We start from the raw sequence: 16,641 nt of genomic DNA, 5'->3' as shown, positions 1-16,641 counted from the left end.
TCAATGTAAGTATAGTTAGGATTTCTTAATCTTGCTGGGGGCGAGGGAGGATGTTTATTAGGTGGATGAGGGGGGGCTAAATTGTATGGAAAGTTGGCGCGCCCGGAGAGATTCGAACTCCCGACCCCCTGGTTCGTAGCCAGGTACTCTATCCAGCTGAGCTACGGGCGCGGATTAATGTTTAAGTCATCCTGACAAAGGCAGTATTATCGACCATTTGGCGGAGAGAGAGGGATTCGAACCCTCGATGGAGCTTTTGACCCCATACTCCCTTAGCAGGGGAGCGCCTTCAGCCTCTCGGCCATCTCTCCAGACTCTCACCCCCCCTTTGAAAAAGGGGGTAAGAAGTTAGTATATTAAAATAAAACCAGCTTTATTAGCTGGTTTTATTTTAATATCTGTAAATTTTACATCAAGGGTTCAGGTAGATTTTTTTGAACATGCTGACGAATGCCAGCATTCAGAAACTATCATCCTGCATATTGCACAAGGCCTAGAATTACAATAATTTTCTGATGGCTCTACCATCTCCAATTTTTGTACTCCCATGTAGCCGATCAGAGGACTAGAGGCAAATTATACTTGCTATAACATAACGGGCAAACCGGCCTCTAGCGCATAACTCACCTTCTAACCACAATGCACTATAAACAGCTCAGCCATTATTCTTCCTCTGGTTTTGTCTCATCAGTACCCTGTTCTTGCTTAATACGTTTATAGATCTCTTCCCTATGCACTGAAATTTCTTTTGGGGCATTTACACCCAAGCGAACTTGATTTCCCTTCACGCCAAGCACTGTTATGGTGATGTCATCACCAATAATCACAGATTCTCCAATACGTCTTGTTAATATTAACATTGTAATTCTCCTTCATATATCCCTTAAATTATAATTACTACCAAAGCTTCAGATACTCTATTCAATTATATACCACGCTCAGCAACATATTTTGAACCGTAGATATAACTGATATAAGTTATATTCTAAGCACAAGCTTTCCAAAGCTAGAGCAGTATTTGTTAGTCCATTAATGATTTTTTATCCCACATCTGAAACCAGATGAAAAGCCAGAAACTATAACTCAAATTCACTAAAAAATAAAAGCATAAAATGCCTTATTTTGTTATTTAGCCAGAATTAAATATTTATAGCCTCTCTTCTTCCATGGGTTCCACATCTAACCCAAATGCCGCATGCAAACTGCGAGCGCCCAATTCCAGATACTTTTCATCAATCACTACTGAAATTTTAATCTCAGAAGTTGAAATAAGCTGGATATTGATACCCTCTTCCGCCAATGTTTTAAACATTGTGGTTGCAACCCCAGCATGGGATCGCATTCCCACACCCACTAACGATAATTTCGCTATCCTAGCATCTCCCAAAAGACCCTGGGCACCTAAGTCTTTTGCAAGTTGCTCCATTAAGGCATGGACATTCTTATAATCATCGCGCTGGACAGTAAAGCTAAAATCAACGCTTTTATTTTCCCGCGGGACATTTTGTACAATCATATCGACATCGATATTATGCTGGCTGACTACAGCTAAAATATAGCTAGCCACTCCAGGGCGATCAGGCAAACCCAGCAAGGTCAATTTGGCTTGATTTCTATCGAAGGCAATGCCCGAAACCAAAGGCTGCTCCATGCTATTATCTTCAAAAGTAATCAATGTTCCCGGCCCATCAGTAAAAGTGGATAGCACACGCACTGGCACATTAAATTTACCAGCAAACTCTACCGCGCGAATTTGTAAAACTTTAGCCCCTAAACTTGCTAACTCCAACATCTCCTCAAAAGTAATGCGGTTCAGACGTCTTGCAGAAGGCACCATTCGGGGATCAGTAGTATATACACCATCGACGTCTGTGTAAATTTGACATTCATCTGCTTTCAACGCAGCTGCCAAGGCCACAGCAGTCGTATCAGAACCACCCCGACCCAAAGTGGTAATATCCCCTTTAGAATCAATTCCTTGAAATCCAGCAACTACCGGTATTATCCCAGCATTGATATCAGCGCGTAAAACTTCAGGATTGATGTTAACGATACGTGCTTTTTTATGCACGCTGTTCGTGGTTATTCTCACCTGAGCCCCGCTATAGGAGCGTGCTTGGCATTGCTTGCTGTTTAATGCAATGCTGATTAGGGCGGTTGCTACTTGCTCACCTGTAGCGACCATGGCGTCATATTCACGCGCTTCCGGCTGATCGGAGAAGGCATTTGCCAGCTGGATCAATCTGTCAGTTTCTCCATTCATGGCTGAAGAGACAACAACCAGCTGATGCCCCTGGTTTTTAGCCTGGATAATTTTATTTGCCACATGGGCAATTCGGTCCAAACTCCCAACTGAGGTGCCGCCGAATTTTTGCACAATCAATGCCATATGTACACTTTTTTAATAAAAATATTGAGTTGTCATCTTCCCTCGCTCCAGCTCTGTAACCCCTCTCCCCTTGTGGGGGAGAGGGTGAGAGGGGATACAGTACTTTGTCGGACACTAGTATCGCTACTCAGGATGACAGCTGCAACTTTTGCCGTATCCAAGGAACAACGGAATTCAAAGCTGCATCTAGCTGTTCTACTCTATCACCGCCACCTTGAGCAAGCTCAGGACGCCCTCCTCCTTTGCCACCTACTTGTTGCGCTACAAAACTAATTAAGGTATTGGCCTGAACTTTATCCAAACAATCTTTTGTTACACCCGCAACTAACGATATTCTAGCTTCGTTATGTGTTGCTAGAACAATAACCGCATGCGTTAATTTTTGCCTTAGGACGTCCATCAATTGGCGTAAAGTTTCAACATCTACTGTGGGAATTAAGGTAGATAATACAGATATATCACCCACTTTCAAAGTCTTAGAAACAAGTTCCTGTATTTGAGAGTGTATCTGTTCATTTTTGAGTTTATTGAGATTTTTTTCTAGGTTACGGTTTTGCTCCAGCAGCTGTTGTAATTTAACCACCACATCTTCTTTATGTGTTTTTAATATCTCAGCCATCGTTTGCAAGTTTGCCTCAGTTTGATCTATCCAATCTAAAGCATTATCACCAGTTAAAGCTTCAATACGCCTGACCCCTGCTGCAATCCCCGTTTCAGAGATAATCTTAAATAATCCAATATCACCCGTGCGGGAAACATGGGTTCCTCCACAAAGCTCTACAGAAAACTCCCCCATGCTGAGCACACGCACTTCGTCACCATATTTTTCTTCAAATAATGCCATCGCGCCCATATTTTTAGCTGCATTTGCGTTCATAAAATCAATGTGACACGGCAGGTTAGCACGAATTTGCTGATTAACTAGGCGTTCTATTTCTTTAATTTCACTGGTGGTTAATGGGGAAAAATGTGAAAAATCAAAACGTAAGCGGCTGGCTTCTACTAAAGAGCCTTTTTGTATGACATGATTACCTAATAAGCGCCGCAAGGCAGCATGTAGTAAATGTGTTGCTGAATGGTTCAGCATAATGGCGCGACGTGAGGCATCAACCTCAGCTGTGACTTTAGCGCCGGTTTCTAAAGTTCCCGAGAGAACTTTGCCATGATGCAGATAAATTAGTCCTTGCTTTTGAGTATCATTTACCTGAAACACGCCAGTTTCAAAAAACAGCTGACCTTTGTCACCCACCTGCCCTCCCGATTCTGCATAAAAAGGGGTGCGATCCAGAATAACTGCTCCATCACTTCCTGGTAGCAATTTTTGCACTAATGCACCTTGGGCAATTAAAGCAGTGACAGTGCCTTCACCACTGATCTGCTCATAGCCCGTGAATTCTGTTTCACCGGCAATCTGTAATTCTACTTTATAGTCGACACCGAACTGGCTGGCAGCTTGAGACTGCTGACGCTGCTGCTCCATCGCTGCCTCAAAGCCTGGATAATCTAGTGTCAAGCCACGTTCGCGGGCAATATCTCCCGTTAAATCAGGAGGGAAACCATAGGTATCATATAATCGGAATAATATTTCACCGGGGATGATATTGTCCTTCAAACCTTGTAATGCACGCTCCAGCAGTTTCATGCCTTGATCTAAAGTCTCAGCAAATTGTTCTTCTTCATGCTGCAAAACTTTTTCTATGATAGGCGCAGCCTTGGTTAGTTCAGGATAAGCATCTCCCATTTCTTTAACTAAGGGTGATACTAATCGGTAAAAGAAGGCTTCACGTAATCCTAGTTTATGCCCATGTCGAATGGCTCTACGAATAATACGGCGCAATACATAACCGCGCCCCTCATTGGATGGTGTCACGCCATCTGCAATTAAAAAAGCGACTGAGCGGATATGATCTGCTATCACCCGCAAAGAAGCGTGGGTTAAATCGGTGATTTCAGCCAGATCAGCGATCGCCTGGATGAGATGGCGAAAAATATCGATTTCATAATTACTGTGTACTTGTTGCATGACTGCGCAAATTCGTTCTAAACCCATACCAGTGTCGACCGAAGGTTTAGGCAGCGGGGTCATTTTCCCATCAGCCGATCGGTTAAATTGCATAAATACCAAATTCCATATTTCGATATAGCGATCGCCTTCTTGATCTTCACTACCTGGGGGACCACCTGGGATTTCTTCGCCATGGTCATAAAAAATTTCACTGCACGGTCCACAGGGACCTGTATCGCCCATGGACCAGAAATTATCTTTTTCGCCGCAACGGGAAAAACGCGCTGGGTCGATTTTTAGTTCTTTAAGCCAAATATCAGCCGCTTCATTGTCATCTTTAAATACTGTCACCCAAAGTTTACTAGGCGGGATTTTCAATTCTTCAGTGAGGAAATTCCAAGCCAATACGATGGCTTCACGCTTAAAATAATCGCCAAAGCTGAAGTTGCCTAACATTTCAAAAAAAGTGTGATGGCGAGCTGTGTAACCGACATTTTCGAGGTCATTATGTTTGCCACCGGCACGAACGCAGCGTTGCGCGCTGACTGCACGAGTGTAAGCACGTGACTCTTTACCTAAAAATACATCTTTAAACTGTACCATACCCGCATTGGTAAACAGCAAAGTGGGATCATTAGCCGGGACTAAGGAGCTGCTGGGCACAATGGTGTGGCCATGTTTTACAAAATAATCTAGGAATGTTTGACGTAGTTCGTTACTTTTCATTATGCAAGACCATGCTTTTAATTTGTTGCCAACTAAAACCCCGTGATTGTAAAAAGCGGATTTGCTGCGCTTGGGTCACGGGACGTGTTTTGTTTGTTTCTTTAAATTTATTGTTCCACAATTTTCGCAATTGCTGTTGCCAGAATGCGTTATCGCTAGGAAGTACTAGTACAATTAACTCTTTGGCTATACCACGTTTTTTCAGCTCAATTTCAATTTTAAGCGCGCCATAACCACGCTGGATTTGTTGCTCCACATAAGCTTTTGCGAAACGCAAATCACTTTGCCAACCTTTGGCTAACATTGAATCGATAACTGCATGAATTAAATCTTCTGAAAAATGGCGCAGCAGAAGTTTTTGCACAAGCTCAGTGCGTGAATGCTCGCGTCTTGCCAGAAGGCGTAAAGCGCAGGCTCTTACCTTTTCGATATCAGCTGGTTTGGATTTTATAGGTTCCATGAAATGTTTGCCTAAAGTAAAGATCAGGCTAAGAGTTGCTGTATCCTCTCCTCTTGCCAGAGCACCGCTGTATCCCCTTTCCCCTCAGTACTAAACCTCCTCCTCCGCCAATTCCACAGCCTCTGCAGATCTTAAAACCGGCTGCAGCAATTTAGCGCGGATCTGTGCTTCAATCTCTGCAGCAATCTCAGGATGTTCGCGCAAAAATTGGCAAGCATTTTCTTTACCTTGACCGACCCGTTTGTCACCATAGCTGTACCATGTACCTGATTTATCAACCAAACCTTGCGCCACTCCCAACTCAACGATTTCTCCTTCGCGAGAAATACCTTGACCATACAGAATATCAAAATCAGTCTGCTTGAACGGAGGAGCAACTTTGTTTTTGACTACCTTAACCCGAGTTTCACTACCTAATATCTCATCGCCACGTTTGATAGCACCCGTACGACGTATATCTAGACGCACTGAGGCATAAAATTTCAAGGCATTACCACCGGTGGTGGTTTCTGGGTTACCGAACATGACTCCTATTTTCATGCGGATCTGGTTAATGAAAATCACCAGTGTATTAGAGCGTTTGATATTAGCCGTCAATTTACGCAAGGCTTGTGACATTAAGCGCGCCTGTAAACCCATATGCTGGTCACCCATTTCACCTTCAATTTCAGCACGTGGTGTCAAAGCAGCCACAGAGTCGATAACGACTACATCTACGGCGCCTGAGCGTACCAGCATATCTGTAATTTCTAAGGCCTGTTCTCCAGTATCGGGCTGCGAAACCAATAATTCATCTACATTAACACCCAGCTTCTGCGCATATTGAGCATCCAATGCATGTTCGGCATCAACAAAGGCAGCAGTGCCGCCGGCTTTTTGACATTGCGCGATGACTTGTAGCGTTAAGGTGGTTTTACCTGAAGACTCTGGCCCAAAAATCTCTATAACCCGACCTTTGGGCAAGCCACCTATTCCTAAAGCGATATCCAATCCCAAGGAACCTGTAGAAATGCTTTCAATATCTCGTACGACACCGGCGTCACCCATGCGCATGACAGAACCTTTACCAAACTGGCGTTCAATCTGACCTAATGCAGCGCTTAGCGCTTTCTTTTTTTGATCGTCCATCTTGTTTCCTCGTAGTTGGCTAAATTTAACTTTTACTATGAAGGGATACATCCCGTTTAAAAATAATTTCAACGAATGTATTATTTCATACATTTGTACAAGAAGTTATACCTGTTGGATAAATTTTTCTCTGACAAACTTTGGCCGCCACTTAAGGGCACCTCTAGAAATTAGAGATTTTCGCTCAAGAAAAGGCGGATTAGATTTTAAAATCTAATCCAACGCCGTATTGAGCGAAAAGATCAATTTCTAGAGGTGTCCTTAAGGTAGAAGCCGGCAAACTTGACTTTACTTACCTGCGACTTTAGTATAAACATATGTGGCTGCGGGAAGTTGTCCTCTCGGCGACCGCATAAGAGGATTAAAATATTCACAACAATCACCAGGGAGTCTATATGTCAAAAAGATTGATTATTGCTTTATTAGCAACAGTAGCATTGGCTGCAGGTCTCACAGCATGTAAGCCTAAAGAAACCAGCACCACCACTACTGTTACACCTGAAAGCAGCAGCACCACTACCACAACCACCACCTCAAGTTAAGGCTGTGTGTAAAAAGAGGGGTTGTGATCTTTCTAAACTGCAATCCCTCTTTTTGATTACCATGATTATCTTTTACTCATATTCAGGTGCTACTGCATATATGCCGCGCGCATTTCGCAAATATTCCTTATAATCCAAGCCATAACCGAAAACATAAAGGTTTTCTACCTTTAAGCCAACAAAATCAGCAGTCGCTAACCCCCCAGGTTCGCGAGCCTCACTTTTATCAACCAGAACCGCGCTGTAAACATTTTGTGCACCTTGCTGCCAACAATAATCAATCACTGCCTGTAACGTCAGGCCTGTATCTAGAATATCATCTACGACAATCACTGTTCTGCCTTTTAAATCTTTTTGCGGCTTAGCTTGCCATTTTAAATCACTGCCTCTGGTCTTACCCTGGTAACGGGTTGCATGGGCATAATCTACTTCCAAAGGAAAATCCAGACGTGGCAATAAATTTCCTAAAGGGATAATTCCACCAACCAAAATACATACAAATATTGGGTTAGTCGCCGCTAAACGCTGATTCATTTCAGCTGCCATGTTATCTAAGGCGGCTTCGACTGCAGTGCGGGTATGAAGGCAAGTAGAAGTTTTAAAGACAGTTTGTATATCATTGGGCAATTGCACAGTATCATTTCTCCTTTTGTAGCTAAATAATTTTTTTAGACCTGCCTTTTAACAAACGACGCTCGGAATCAGGGCTAAGTTCATGAGATAAACCCGTTAATATTTCGTGAGTTCCAGCAGGATTATTGCAGACAATAACCATATCGCATCCAGCTGCTAATGCCTTGCGGGCTCGATTTAGATAAGAACCTCCAGCTTCTTTAGCGCCTCCCATGGTTAGATCATCGCTGATGATAACACCATCGAAACCTAATTGATTACGCAGTATTTTTTGCAGCCAGAAAGGTGAGAATCCCGCTGGATTTTCATCAATCGCTGAATAATGCACGTGGGCTGGCATAATACCCCATAACAGGTCTTTTAGTTGTATAAAAGGTTGCATATCTTCTTGATAGAGTGCTGAAAAATCACGGGTGTCCACCGGCATAGTCAAATGGGAGTCAGCCACCACACCGCCATGTCCTGGAAAATGCTTACCTGTAGCCACCATACCAGCTGTATGCATTCCTTGAATGTATGCCTTAGCTAATGCAACCACACCCGCTACAGTGTTATGAAAACTTCGCCGACCTATCATAGCGCTGATATTACGATTCAGATCTAAAACCGGGGCTAAACTCATATCGAGACCCAGTTCTAAAAGCTCCAACGCCATAAGATGTCCAAAATATTCCGCCTGGGATAGCGCCTGTTGTGGATTCTGTTGATAGACATCTCCAAGTTCAGCTAATGCAGGTAACAAGGTAAAATCTTTACGAAACCGCTGTACCTGACCACCTTCCTGGTCAACTGCTATTAATATTGGATCCCGCAACGCGCGGATACTTTCAATCAGGCGTTGTAACTGCACGCGGTTTTCATAATTGCGTGTAAAGAAAATAACACCGCCAACTTGCGGGTTAGTAAGATACTCCTGCTCTTTTGGTGTTAAATGTGTGCCTTCCAGGTCAATCATGACACTGCCAATACGCATTTTATATCTCCTGAAAGTTAGGGTCTGTTGTCAATTAACCTCCCACTGCGTCGTCCCGCGGGATCCAGAGAGTCTGGCAGATTTTTTTGGCTTCTTAGAGTGCAATGGGTATATATTCACTCGAATAATGTACCAGCATTTTTTAGAAACTCTTCTTCAGCTGGCGTGGAAACTCTGCCTAATATTTTATTACGATAAGGAAAACGCCCGAAGCGGGAAATGATTTCATGGTGGCGAATGGCATGATCCAGAAATTTCTCAAATGCCGGGCGCACCTCAGGAAATGAGAGTGACAACAACATTTCATAAGCGCGTAGGGATAGAGATTGCATTTCAGCGCTTTCTGAATGCATCAAGGGAAAATAAAAGAATGCCCGCTCCATCAGACTCAGCATATGGTCATGCTGAGTTTCTATGCCTCTTAAACAGAGATCCAAGGCCTTTGCATCTTGAGCATAAGCTTTCATGGTATCTCTATGTATACGGCGTGAGAATTGATCGAGAAAGATAATAAGCGCCAAATTTCCCCGCGGGGTATTTTCCCAATCAGCATGTTCGCCACTGACTACCTTGTCAAAATCTTCCTGAAATTGTTCTTTGATTTCCGCATCAACCACTGGGTCGCCACTAAACCAAACCCAGGTACGATGTTCAGAAGGCAAGGAAGTTTCTTCAACGTGCCCAAACCAGTAGTGCAATACAGCATCAATTCTGTCCATATAATTTCCTATAATGGTGACTTGCGTAATAAGTTATGTAGTGACAACTTTTTGTTTTTGAATACTCTAACTTACCCCGATCTAAAATGCGAGCCAAAACCCAGCATTAATTTCAGTACTAATTAGTTGCTGGCACGACATTTTTGGCAGCGACTAATTAAAAATTTGCGACCATTCAATAAATAATTTTTCATAAGCTAATTGCATATTTAAGTTAATTTTGTTTTCTAGAAGTTTCTTCATTTCCATCAGCTTGTCCAGCAATGTAAATAGTGCGGAAAAAGTTGTTCTATCACTTATTTTTGTTAGTTCATTCGCAGACTGACCATGGCGCATTGATTTTGCACAAATCAAATCGAAAAGCACTGTCCACATGATAGAATAAATGCGCGCAAAATCCTCATCTTGACAATTGGCTGCTAAAAACAAAGGATCACCAACCCCTAGACTTAGCTGCATCAGCTGCTGCAAAATTTTATCATAAACTGCTACCCAACCATTTTCGGCAAAAGATAATGCCCTAAGTGGCATATTTTCAGCTAATTTTAGCAATACTTCAGCATTTTGATGGGGAGGCAACTGTTGCTGCAACCAAGAGCGGCTAAGGGCTATATCGGGAGCGGTGAAATTGATACGTTGGCAGCGGCTGAGAATGGTGGCCGGTATCGCAGAAGGTTGATGGCTAATTAGCAAAAATACAACTAAACCTTGTGGTTCTTCTAGATTTTTAAGCAAAGCATTAGCAGCTGCGCTATTCATCGCTTCTGCTGGATTAATCATAATCACTTGATAACTAGCTTGCTGAGCAGTTTGTGCCAATTCTGCTACTAATTCGCGTATTTGTTCTACTTTGATAATTTTGCCTTCTGCTGCTGGTGATAGCTCTAACCAATCCGGGTGAGTATGCGCATTAAATAACTGACAGTGACGACATACACCGCAAGCCGTCTCCTGACGATTATCACATAACAGATAAGCAGCAAATGCCTCTGCAAAAGCCCGCTTACCCAATCCTTCTGGACCTGCTAGCAATAAGGCATGCGGCAGCTTATGATTTTGTAATTGCAGCTGCATATGCTGCCATTGTTTTTGTTGCCAAGGATAAATCATATTAACTCTTTACCACAGGATTGAAACGGTCATATTTTCCCAAGATCGCCCCTAAAACTTTTGTAAAAAATGCTCACATACTCCGTGTATGCTCCGCTTTTTTACAAAAGTTTTAGGGGCGATCTTGGAAAAATCTGACCGTTTTGCTACTTCCTGCATTGGCTGAAATTTACAAACCATACTCCAAATCAACTTTAACTTTATGACGTAAACTACTGAAATGGTGCAGGATCGCCCTTGCCTACTCTGATGATTTTCGCAACGCCTTCAACCAGATCGACAACGGTTGTTGGCTCAATTTCGCAATAACCACCATCGACAATCAAATCAACCTGCCCTTGCAAACGTTCCAATATGGTCTCCGGGTCAAATAAAGGAATGGCGTCTCCCGGTAATATTAATGTCACGCTCATCAAGGGCTCATTGAGTGCTTTCAAAATTTCCAAGGCAATCGTGTTATCTGGCACACGCAGCCCGATGGTTTTACGCTTAGGGTGCTGTAAACGCCTAGGTACTTCCTGGCTCGCAGGCAATATAAAGGTATAAGCACCCGGGGTATTCGCTTTGAGCAGACGGAAAATAGAATTACTCACCTGAGCATAAGTGCCAATTTCCGATAAATTTTGGCATACCAGGGTAAAATTATGATTTTTATCCAATTCTCGCAGCTTTTTTATGCGTTCTAGCGCATTTTTATCCCCCAAATGACAACCTAAAGCATAGGCAGAATCCGTAGGATATGCAATGACCCCACCCTGTTGAAGTACAGCAACAACCTGATTAATTAAGCGCGCTTGCGGATGGGTTGGATGAATGTGCAGCAATTGAGTCATTGAAGCTCCAATTTTTATTAAATTTTGATATATGTCTTAGGATTTATAAACTACAAAATACCTGTTAAATTGTCCATAACCCTATAAATTATGGTATAATTACATTAAATATTACTTAAGACGGAAACCGCATACTAATGAAGCTTTTATTTGATTTTTTCCCTATTTTTTTGTTTTTTATCGCGTTTAAATTTTTCGGAATCTATATCGCCACAGCCACCACCATGCTCGCCTCCCTACTGCAAGTTGGCATATACTGGCTAAAACACCGCCGTTTTGAAAGCCTGCATATTATTACCCTGGTGACCGTTGTTTTATTAGGCGGCAGTACCTTGCTGCTACACAATGATTTATTTATCAAGTGGAAACCTACTGCGATATATTGGGTATTTGCCTTAGCATTTCTTTCCAGCCAATTCATCGGCAAAAAACCACTGATTCAACGCCTTTTAGATAGCAAGCTGAGTTTACCACGTAATGTTTGGCAGCGTCTAAATGTTAGCTGGATTCTATTCTTTGTGCTCATGGGTATTGCAAATATTTATGTATTGTATCACTTCAGCACCAATGCCTGGGTCAATTTCAAATTATTTGGCACTTTGGGACTTACGCTAGTATTTATGGTCATACAAGCTATTTATATGACCAAATATATGGATACAAAAAACAATACGCCACAAAAACTCCCTAAGCCTAATACTATAAAAAATCCAAATTCTCATGATTTCTGAGCAACGTTTACAATCGATTACTGACCGCTTACAGCGCGATTTGTCACCAACTTATCTTGAAGTTGTCGATGAAAGTCATTTTCACAAAGAACATCCAGGCGCACAAAACGGTGCAGGACATTTTAAAGTTTCCATTAGCAGCCCTCAATTCAACAACCAAAGTGATATTTCCTGCCATCGATTAATTTACAGCGCTTTAGCTGATTTAATGGGGGGTGAAATACATGCGTTGAAGATATATTTGGTCAGGAATCATTCAACTGATTGCGAAAAAAACTTGAGCGATGGTTGAAAAAGGCTCAGGTTGGCCGGCCCATAGAATTCCTTCCAAAATCTATGTGACTTTCAAAGAAAGAAATCATCCGAAGAAAATTCTCAAAATAAGCCCCTAATAATTCCACCCCATATTTGAATTTTTTCATGATTTGTCATTTATCTATTTTTTAATATTTCTCTATATCTACAAACAAATTAAATATTTCGGTAAAATAACAAAATACTACATTTTGGCTGTTGAGAATTACCTAAAGAGGAATCACCCCTAATTCCCGGCCTACTTTCGCAAAAGCAGCAATCGCTTTATCCAAATGTTGGGGTTCATGCGCAGCAGACATTTGCGTGCGAATCCGCGCTTGTCCTTGAGGGACAACAGGATAAGAAAAACTGATGACATAAATACCTTCTTCTAGCAAACGTTCCGCCATAGCCCCTGAAAGTTTTGCATCACCCAGCATTACCGGAATAATCGGATGATCGCCAGGCACCAGATTAAAACCTAGTTTTTGCATCTCTTGGCGGAAATACCTACTATTCTCTCGCAAGCGTTTGCGTAATTCATCACCACTTTGCAGCATTTTTAACACTTCGAGGGATACAGCTGTAATCATTGGTGCTAAAGCATTAGAAAACAAATAAGGTCGGGAACGTTGCCGCAACAAATCAATAACAGGCTTTCTGCCACTGGTGTAACCGCCAGAGGCACCACCTAAAGCTTTACCTAAAGTCCCGGTAATGATATCCACCCGATCAATGACATTCCAATATTCAGGTGTGCCGCGACCTTTCTCACCCACAAAACCCACAGCATGTGAATCATCTACCATTACCAACGCATCATATTGATCGGCCAAATCACAAATTTTTGCTAAATTCGCAATAATACCATCCATGGAAAATACACCATCGGTAGCAATTAAGCGAAAACGATTCTGACTCGCTGCCTGCAACTGACGCTCTAAATCCACCATATCATTATTAGCATAACGAAAACGTTTGGCCTTACACAGCCGAATACCATCAATAATACTGGCATGATTCAGACTATCACTAATCACTGCATCTTCTTCACTCAGCAAGGTTTCAAATAAACCACCATTCGCGTCAAAGCAAGAAGAATAAAGAATGGTGTCTTCAGTACCTAGAAACTCACTTAACTGTGACTCCAGCATTTTATGCACTGATTGCGTACCGCAAATAAAACGCACCGAAGACATGCCGTAGCCATATTGATCTAAAGCAATTTTCCCAGCCACTATTAATGCAGGATGATCTGACAGACCCAAGTAGTTATTGGCGCAGAAATTAATCACCTCTTTACCATTCATCACGTTGATTGCGGCACGTTGGGGTGAGGTAATGATTCTTTCTTCTTTATAGAGACCTGCTGCTTTAATGTCAGCCAGTTGCTTTTGTAGATATTGAAAAAACGGCTTCATACTTGGGGATCCTCCTCATATTTGATCTTAGCCGCGTGCATCTGTTGGGTCGTATATAAATAATAATCCAATGCGCCCAGATGATTTTCTATATCCTGTTGCAGTAATTGGCGTTCCTTGGGATCAGCCTGCGAAGAGACACCAGGTAAAATCTTATTTATCATGACCACTGCAAAGTCACCATTACTTAAAGACTGACCACCAATAGAGGGTTTGTCATGTTTCATAGCTGGCAAACTAAATGCAAGCTGTAAAATTTCAGCTGGCATATCTGTGGTCTTGCGAGTGATTGCAGTTTTTTGCGTAAAGGTTAGACCCTGCGGTAAGGCTATTTGGTCTTTTGGAATTCCTTGCTGCAAATCCTGAATAATTTTTTCGCCAGCCTGCATTGCAGCTTTGCGGGCAAATTCAGCCGTAAGATCATTTCTAATGCTCGCTTGGACTTCCGCTAGTGGACGTACCATAGGTGGTTTATGTTGCGCCACTCTTAAGACGACTAATGTCTGGCTGTCCACAGTAATGACATCACTGTTATTATGCTGCTTTAGTACATTGTCGCTAAACGCCGCATTGACTATTTTTGGATTCGCGGTTAAGCCGGAGTCACTGCCTTTTCTCGTAAATAATTCACTGGTCTGTATAGGCAATCCCAGAGCATCTGCTGCTACTTTCAAAGTATCGGGATTCGTATAGGTTAAATTTGCTAACTGATCGCTTTGGTCAGCCAAGAGTTGTTCGGCTTTTTGTCGGCGCAAAGTGTTTTCTACCTGCGTGCGAGCAGCTTCTAACGGCAGTGCTTCACCTTTTTTTACGGCCAATAATTTAATTAATTCAAATCCATCCGCTGTCTTAAAAGGTGCAGACACCTGACCAGGTGATAAGGTTTGCACCACTTTTGCCATTTGTGGTGTCTGTTGAGCGCTGCTGACCCAGCCGACTACACCACCACTAATTGCAGTGGCTTTGTCATCAGAAAATTGCAGAGCCATCTTAGCAAAATCTTGTCCTGATTGAATTTGCTGGGCAATAGAATTAATTTTAGTTTGAGCAGCACTCAGCGCTTTTGGATCAGCATTCTCAGGTAATTTGACGGTAATATGCGCAATCTGCCATTGTGTAGGACTCGTAAAAGTTGCTTTATTATCTTGATAATATTGCTGTATTTCCTGTTCGGTTACTGGAATTTTTTTGCTAACTTGGTCACCAGACAATTCAATATATTGAATACTAAGCTGCTCATTTGTCATAAAATTTTGTTTATGTGAGGCATAATAAGCTTGAACATCAGCATCTGAAACTTTTACATTTTTAAGAAAAAATGTTTGCGGCAAAATAAGCCAAGCGATATCGCGTTTTTGATTGGCCAATATCAGGGCATTGTTAATTTCACTCGGTAAGGCGAAAGCCGTTGCGGTTATGCCACTTTTCACCTGGAGAACCAAGGCTTTCTGTTTAAGATCATTTACAAAAGCTTGCTCCGAAGAATAAAACTCGTCAACAAAACGCTGAAATAAAGTGGGTACAAATTGGCCGTTCATCTGGAAAAAAGGCACCGCTGCAATAATCGCACTCATCTGATTATTGCTAATTCGGAAACCATTACGAGTAGCAGCATTGGCCAACACAACTTGGGAAATTAATCCTTGCAAAGCGGTGGATTTTAATTGCGTCTGCTCTGCCTGATCGAGTGAAGTAGATGATTCCTCTCCCAAGTGCAGCTGTTGTCTAAGCAATTTATAGGCTGAATTAAACTGCTGTTGGGTTATTTCTTCTCCATTGACTTTGGCAATAGCATTATGCGTATTATTGCCAGAAAGATAGTATTGAATTCCCCACAGCGCAAATGCCACACAAAGAATAAGCGCAATAACAGTTGCGATCCAACCTTGGGTATGTTCCCTTAAATTTTGTAACATGGAATCACCTTTAATTTGGCAGTCTTGAATGCAATGGAGCCTGATATCCCGCGATTAAATCACAAGATAACGAATGTTTGAGCTTGGATATGATAAGAATTTCAAAGACTAAGGAGAATTGGCGGAGTGGACGGGACTCGAACCCGCGACCCCCGGCGTGACAGGCCGGTATTCTAACCAACTGAACTACCACTCCTAAATTGGTGGGTGCTGTAGGGATCGAACCTACGACCCTCGCCTTGTAAGGGCGATGCTCTCCCAGCTGAGCTAAGCACCCGAGACTTTGATCCTAAGTAACTACTTGCCCCCTTGAAAAGGGGTAAGTAGTTACTTAGGATCTTGATTACTCACTACTTTCGTTTTATTTATGTTGGTTAACCGCATCTTTAAATGCTTTACCTGCTCTAAATTTCGGTAATTTTGCTGCAGGAATCTTTATCGTAGCACCTGTTTGAGGATTTCGACCCGTACGTGCCGCTCTTTTAGAGGAACCAAAGGTTCCAAAACCAACGAATACAACTTCGTGACCTGTAGCAACCCATTTGGTGATAGTATCGATTTTCGCATCAAGCACTTCAGCTATAACAGCTTTAGTTAGACCTGTAGTTGATGCAATAGCATTTATTAAATCAGCTTTGCTTTTTCTTTCAGTCATAGTATTCCCTCTTAATATTTCCTATTTATAATTTTGGGCATCCCAATCTGCCCACCGGATTTTATACCCTTCATCTCAGATTTTGGAATTGATTATTTCACATACA

16 protein-coding genes and 4 tRNA genes are annotated in these 16,641 nt (G+C 42.2%); 3 read left to right on the top strand and 17 right to left on the bottom strand.

Annotated features, from left to right (window positions below):
* Positions 1-94: 94 nt before the first annotated feature.
* The 7 genes from VHE99_04980 to recA all read right to left on the bottom strand — a co-directional run bounded on the left by VHE99_04980 (position 95) and on the right by recA (position 6,708).
* A tRNA-Arg gene (locus tag VHE99_04980) sits at positions 95-171 on the bottom strand.
* Positions 172-218: 47 nt separating this feature from the next.
* A tRNA-Ser gene (locus tag VHE99_04975) sits at positions 219-311 on the bottom strand.
* Positions 312-662: 351 nt separating this feature from the next.
* Positions 663-860 carry a carbon storage regulator CsrA gene (gene csrA, locus VHE99_04970; protein HVV68372.1) on the bottom strand — a complete coding sequence of 66 codons (198 nt, stop codon included), beginning with the start codon at positions 858-860 and terminating at the stop codon, positions 663-665.
* A 287-nt stretch (positions 861-1,147) separates the two neighbouring features.
* Positions 1,148-2,389, bottom strand: a complete 1,242-nt coding sequence (locus VHE99_04965) for an aspartate kinase (protein HVV68371.1) — start codon at positions 2,387-2,389, stop codon at positions 1,148-1,150.
* A gap of 127 nt (positions 2,390-2,516) precedes the next feature.
* Positions 2,517-5,120 carry an alanine--tRNA ligase gene (alaS, locus tag VHE99_04960; protein HVV68370.1) on the bottom strand — a complete coding sequence of 868 codons (2,604 nt, stop codon included), beginning with the start codon at positions 5,118-5,120 and terminating at the stop codon, positions 2,517-2,519.
* Positions 5,110-5,580: a regulatory protein RecX gene (locus tag VHE99_04955; protein ID HVV68369.1), complete on the bottom strand. Its 471-nt coding sequence runs from the start codon at positions 5,578-5,580 to the stop codon at positions 5,110-5,112. Before VHE99_04955 ends, alaS begins: the two co-directional genes overlap by 11 nt.
* Before the next feature lie 90 nt (positions 5,581-5,670).
* Positions 5,671-6,708: a recombinase RecA gene (gene recA / locus VHE99_04950; protein HVV68368.1), complete on the bottom strand. Its 1,038-nt coding sequence runs from the start codon at positions 6,706-6,708 to the stop codon at positions 5,671-5,673.
* Positions 6,709-7,103: 395 nt separating this feature from the next.
* On the opposite strand from recA, the gene VHE99_04945 reads away from it, so the two are divergent.
* Positions 7,104-7,250: a hypothetical protein gene (locus VHE99_04945; protein ID HVV68367.1), complete on the top strand. Its 147-nt coding sequence runs from the start codon at positions 7,104-7,106 to the stop codon at positions 7,248-7,250.
* 72 nt (positions 7,251-7,322) lie between these two features.
* Here the strand turns inward: VHE99_04945 and VHE99_04940 are convergent, their stop codons facing one another.
* From VHE99_04940 to VHE99_04920, 5 genes are all read right to left on the bottom strand, one after another.
* Entirely contained in the window at positions 7,323-7,883 is a 561-nt protein-coding gene (locus VHE99_04940) for a hypoxanthine-guanine phosphoribosyltransferase (GenBank protein ID HVV68366.1), read from the bottom strand.
* Between the two features lie 22 nt (positions 7,884-7,905).
* Positions 7,906-8,856 (bottom strand): beta-N-acetylhexosaminidase, encoded by a 951-nt coding sequence (gene nagZ / locus VHE99_04935; GenBank protein HVV68365.1) that lies wholly within the window; start codon positions 8,854-8,856, stop codon positions 7,906-7,908.
* Between the two features lie 116 nt (positions 8,857-8,972).
* The gene (locus VHE99_04930; GenBank protein ID HVV68364.1) at positions 8,973-9,575 is read right to left on the bottom strand and encodes a DUF924 family protein; all 603 of its coding nucleotides are present in this window, start codon (positions 9,573-9,575) and stop codon (positions 8,973-8,975) included.
* A gap of 153 nt (positions 9,576-9,728) precedes the next feature.
* A complete protein-coding gene (locus tag VHE99_04925; GenBank protein ID HVV68363.1) occupies positions 9,729-10,685 on the bottom strand; it encodes a DNA polymerase III subunit delta' in 957 nt (318 codons plus the stop codon).
* Between the two features lie 212 nt (positions 10,686-10,897).
* The gene (locus tag VHE99_04920; protein ID HVV68362.1) at positions 10,898-11,518 is read right to left on the bottom strand and encodes an L-threonylcarbamoyladenylate synthase; all 621 of its coding nucleotides are present in this window, start codon (positions 11,516-11,518) and stop codon (positions 10,898-10,900) included.
* A gap of 137 nt (positions 11,519-11,655) precedes the next feature.
* Between VHE99_04920 and VHE99_04915 the strand changes: the two genes are divergently transcribed.
* Both VHE99_04915 and VHE99_04910 read left to right on the top strand, forming a co-directional pair.
* Complete coding sequence (locus VHE99_04915; GenBank protein HVV68361.1) at positions 11,656-12,249, top strand: septation protein A; 594 nt, start codon at positions 11,656-11,658, stop codon at positions 12,247-12,249.
* Positions 12,239-12,541: a BolA family protein gene (locus VHE99_04910; protein HVV68360.1), complete on the top strand. Its 303-nt coding sequence runs from the start codon at positions 12,239-12,241 to the stop codon at positions 12,539-12,541. Before VHE99_04915 ends, VHE99_04910 begins: the two co-directional genes overlap by 11 nt.
* A 232-nt stretch (positions 12,542-12,773) precedes the next feature.
* Here the strand turns inward: VHE99_04910 and VHE99_04905 are convergent, their stop codons facing one another.
* The 5 genes from VHE99_04905 to VHE99_04885 form a co-directional block, all read right to left on the bottom strand.
* Complete coding sequence (locus VHE99_04905; protein HVV68359.1) at positions 12,774-13,964, bottom strand: glycine C-acetyltransferase; 1,191 nt, start codon at positions 13,962-13,964, stop codon at positions 12,774-12,776.
* On the bottom strand, positions 13,961-15,880 hold the full coding sequence (locus VHE99_04900) for a SurA N-terminal domain-containing protein (protein ID HVV68358.1): 1,920 nt from the start codon (positions 15,878-15,880) through the stop codon (positions 13,961-13,963). Before VHE99_04900 ends, VHE99_04905 begins: the two co-directional genes overlap by 4 nt.
* Before the next feature lie 119 nt (positions 15,881-15,999).
* A tRNA-Asp gene (locus VHE99_04895) sits at positions 16,000-16,076 on the bottom strand.
* Between the two features lie 5 nt (positions 16,077-16,081).
* Positions 16,082-16,157, bottom strand: a tRNA-Val gene (locus VHE99_04890).
* A gap of 84 nt (positions 16,158-16,241) precedes the next feature.
* Positions 16,242-16,535 carry an HU family DNA-binding protein gene (locus VHE99_04885; GenBank protein HVV68357.1) on the bottom strand — a complete coding sequence of 98 codons (294 nt, stop codon included), beginning with the start codon at positions 16,533-16,535 and terminating at the stop codon, positions 16,242-16,244.
* Between the last annotated feature and the right edge of the window lie 106 nt (positions 16,536-16,641).

It is taken from the genome of Gammaproteobacteria bacterium (assembly GCA_035546635.1).
Taxonomy (GTDB): Bacteria; Pseudomonadota; Gammaproteobacteria; order JAURND01; family JAURND01; genus DASZWJ01.
The sequence above is the reverse complement of the archived record's forward strand: the minus strand, read 5'-3'. Positions and strand labels throughout refer to the sequence as shown.

Excerpts from the sequence above, each read along its gene's own strand:
- csrA (HVV68372.1), bottom strand. The coding sequence starts at position 860 with ATGTTAATATTAACAAGACGTATTGGAGAATCTGTGATTATTGGTGAT.
- VHE99_04965 (HVV68371.1), bottom strand. The coding sequence starts at position 2,389 with ATGGCATTGATTGTGCAAAAATTCGGCGGCACCTCAGTTGGGAGTTTG.
- alaS (HVV68370.1), bottom strand. The coding sequence starts at position 5,120 with ATGAAAAGTAACGAACTACGTCAAACATTCCTAGATTATTTTGTAAAA.
- VHE99_04955 (HVV68369.1), bottom strand. The coding sequence starts at position 5,580 with ATGGAACCTATAAAATCCAAACCAGCTGATATCGAAAAGGTAAGAGCC.
- recA (HVV68368.1), bottom strand. The coding sequence starts at position 6,708 with ATGGACGATCAAAAAAAGAAAGCGCTAAGCGCTGCATTAGGTCAGATT.
- VHE99_04945 (HVV68367.1), top strand. The coding sequence starts at position 7,104 with ATGTCAAAAAGATTGATTATTGCTTTATTAGCAACAGTAGCATTGGCT.
- nagZ (HVV68365.1), bottom strand. The coding sequence starts at position 8,856 with ATGCGTATTGGCAGTGTCATGATTGACCTGGAAGGCACACATTTAACA.
- VHE99_04930 (HVV68364.1), bottom strand. The coding sequence starts at position 9,575 with ATGGACAGAATTGATGCTGTATTGCACTACTGGTTTGGGCACGTTGAA.
- VHE99_04925 (HVV68363.1), bottom strand. The coding sequence starts at position 10,685 with ATGATTTATCCTTGGCAACAAAAACAATGGCAGCATATGCAGCTGCAA.
- VHE99_04920 (HVV68362.1), bottom strand. The coding sequence starts at position 11,518 with ATGACTCAATTGCTGCACATTCATCCAACCCATCCGCAAGCGCGCTTA.
- VHE99_04915 (HVV68361.1), top strand. The coding sequence starts at position 11,656 with ATGAAGCTTTTATTTGATTTTTTCCCTATTTTTTTGTTTTTTATCGCG.
- VHE99_04910 (HVV68360.1), top strand. The coding sequence starts at position 12,239 with ATGATTTCTGAGCAACGTTTACAATCGATTACTGACCGCTTACAGCGC.
- VHE99_04905 (HVV68359.1), bottom strand. The coding sequence starts at position 13,964 with ATGAAGCCGTTTTTTCAATATCTACAAAAGCAACTGGCTGACATTAAA.
- VHE99_04900 (HVV68358.1), bottom strand. The coding sequence starts at position 15,880 with ATGTTACAAAATTTAAGGGAACATACCCAAGGTTGGATCGCAACTGTT.
- VHE99_04885 (HVV68357.1), bottom strand. The coding sequence starts at position 16,535 with ATGACTGAAAGAAAAAGCAAAGCTGATTTAATAAATGCTATTGCATCA.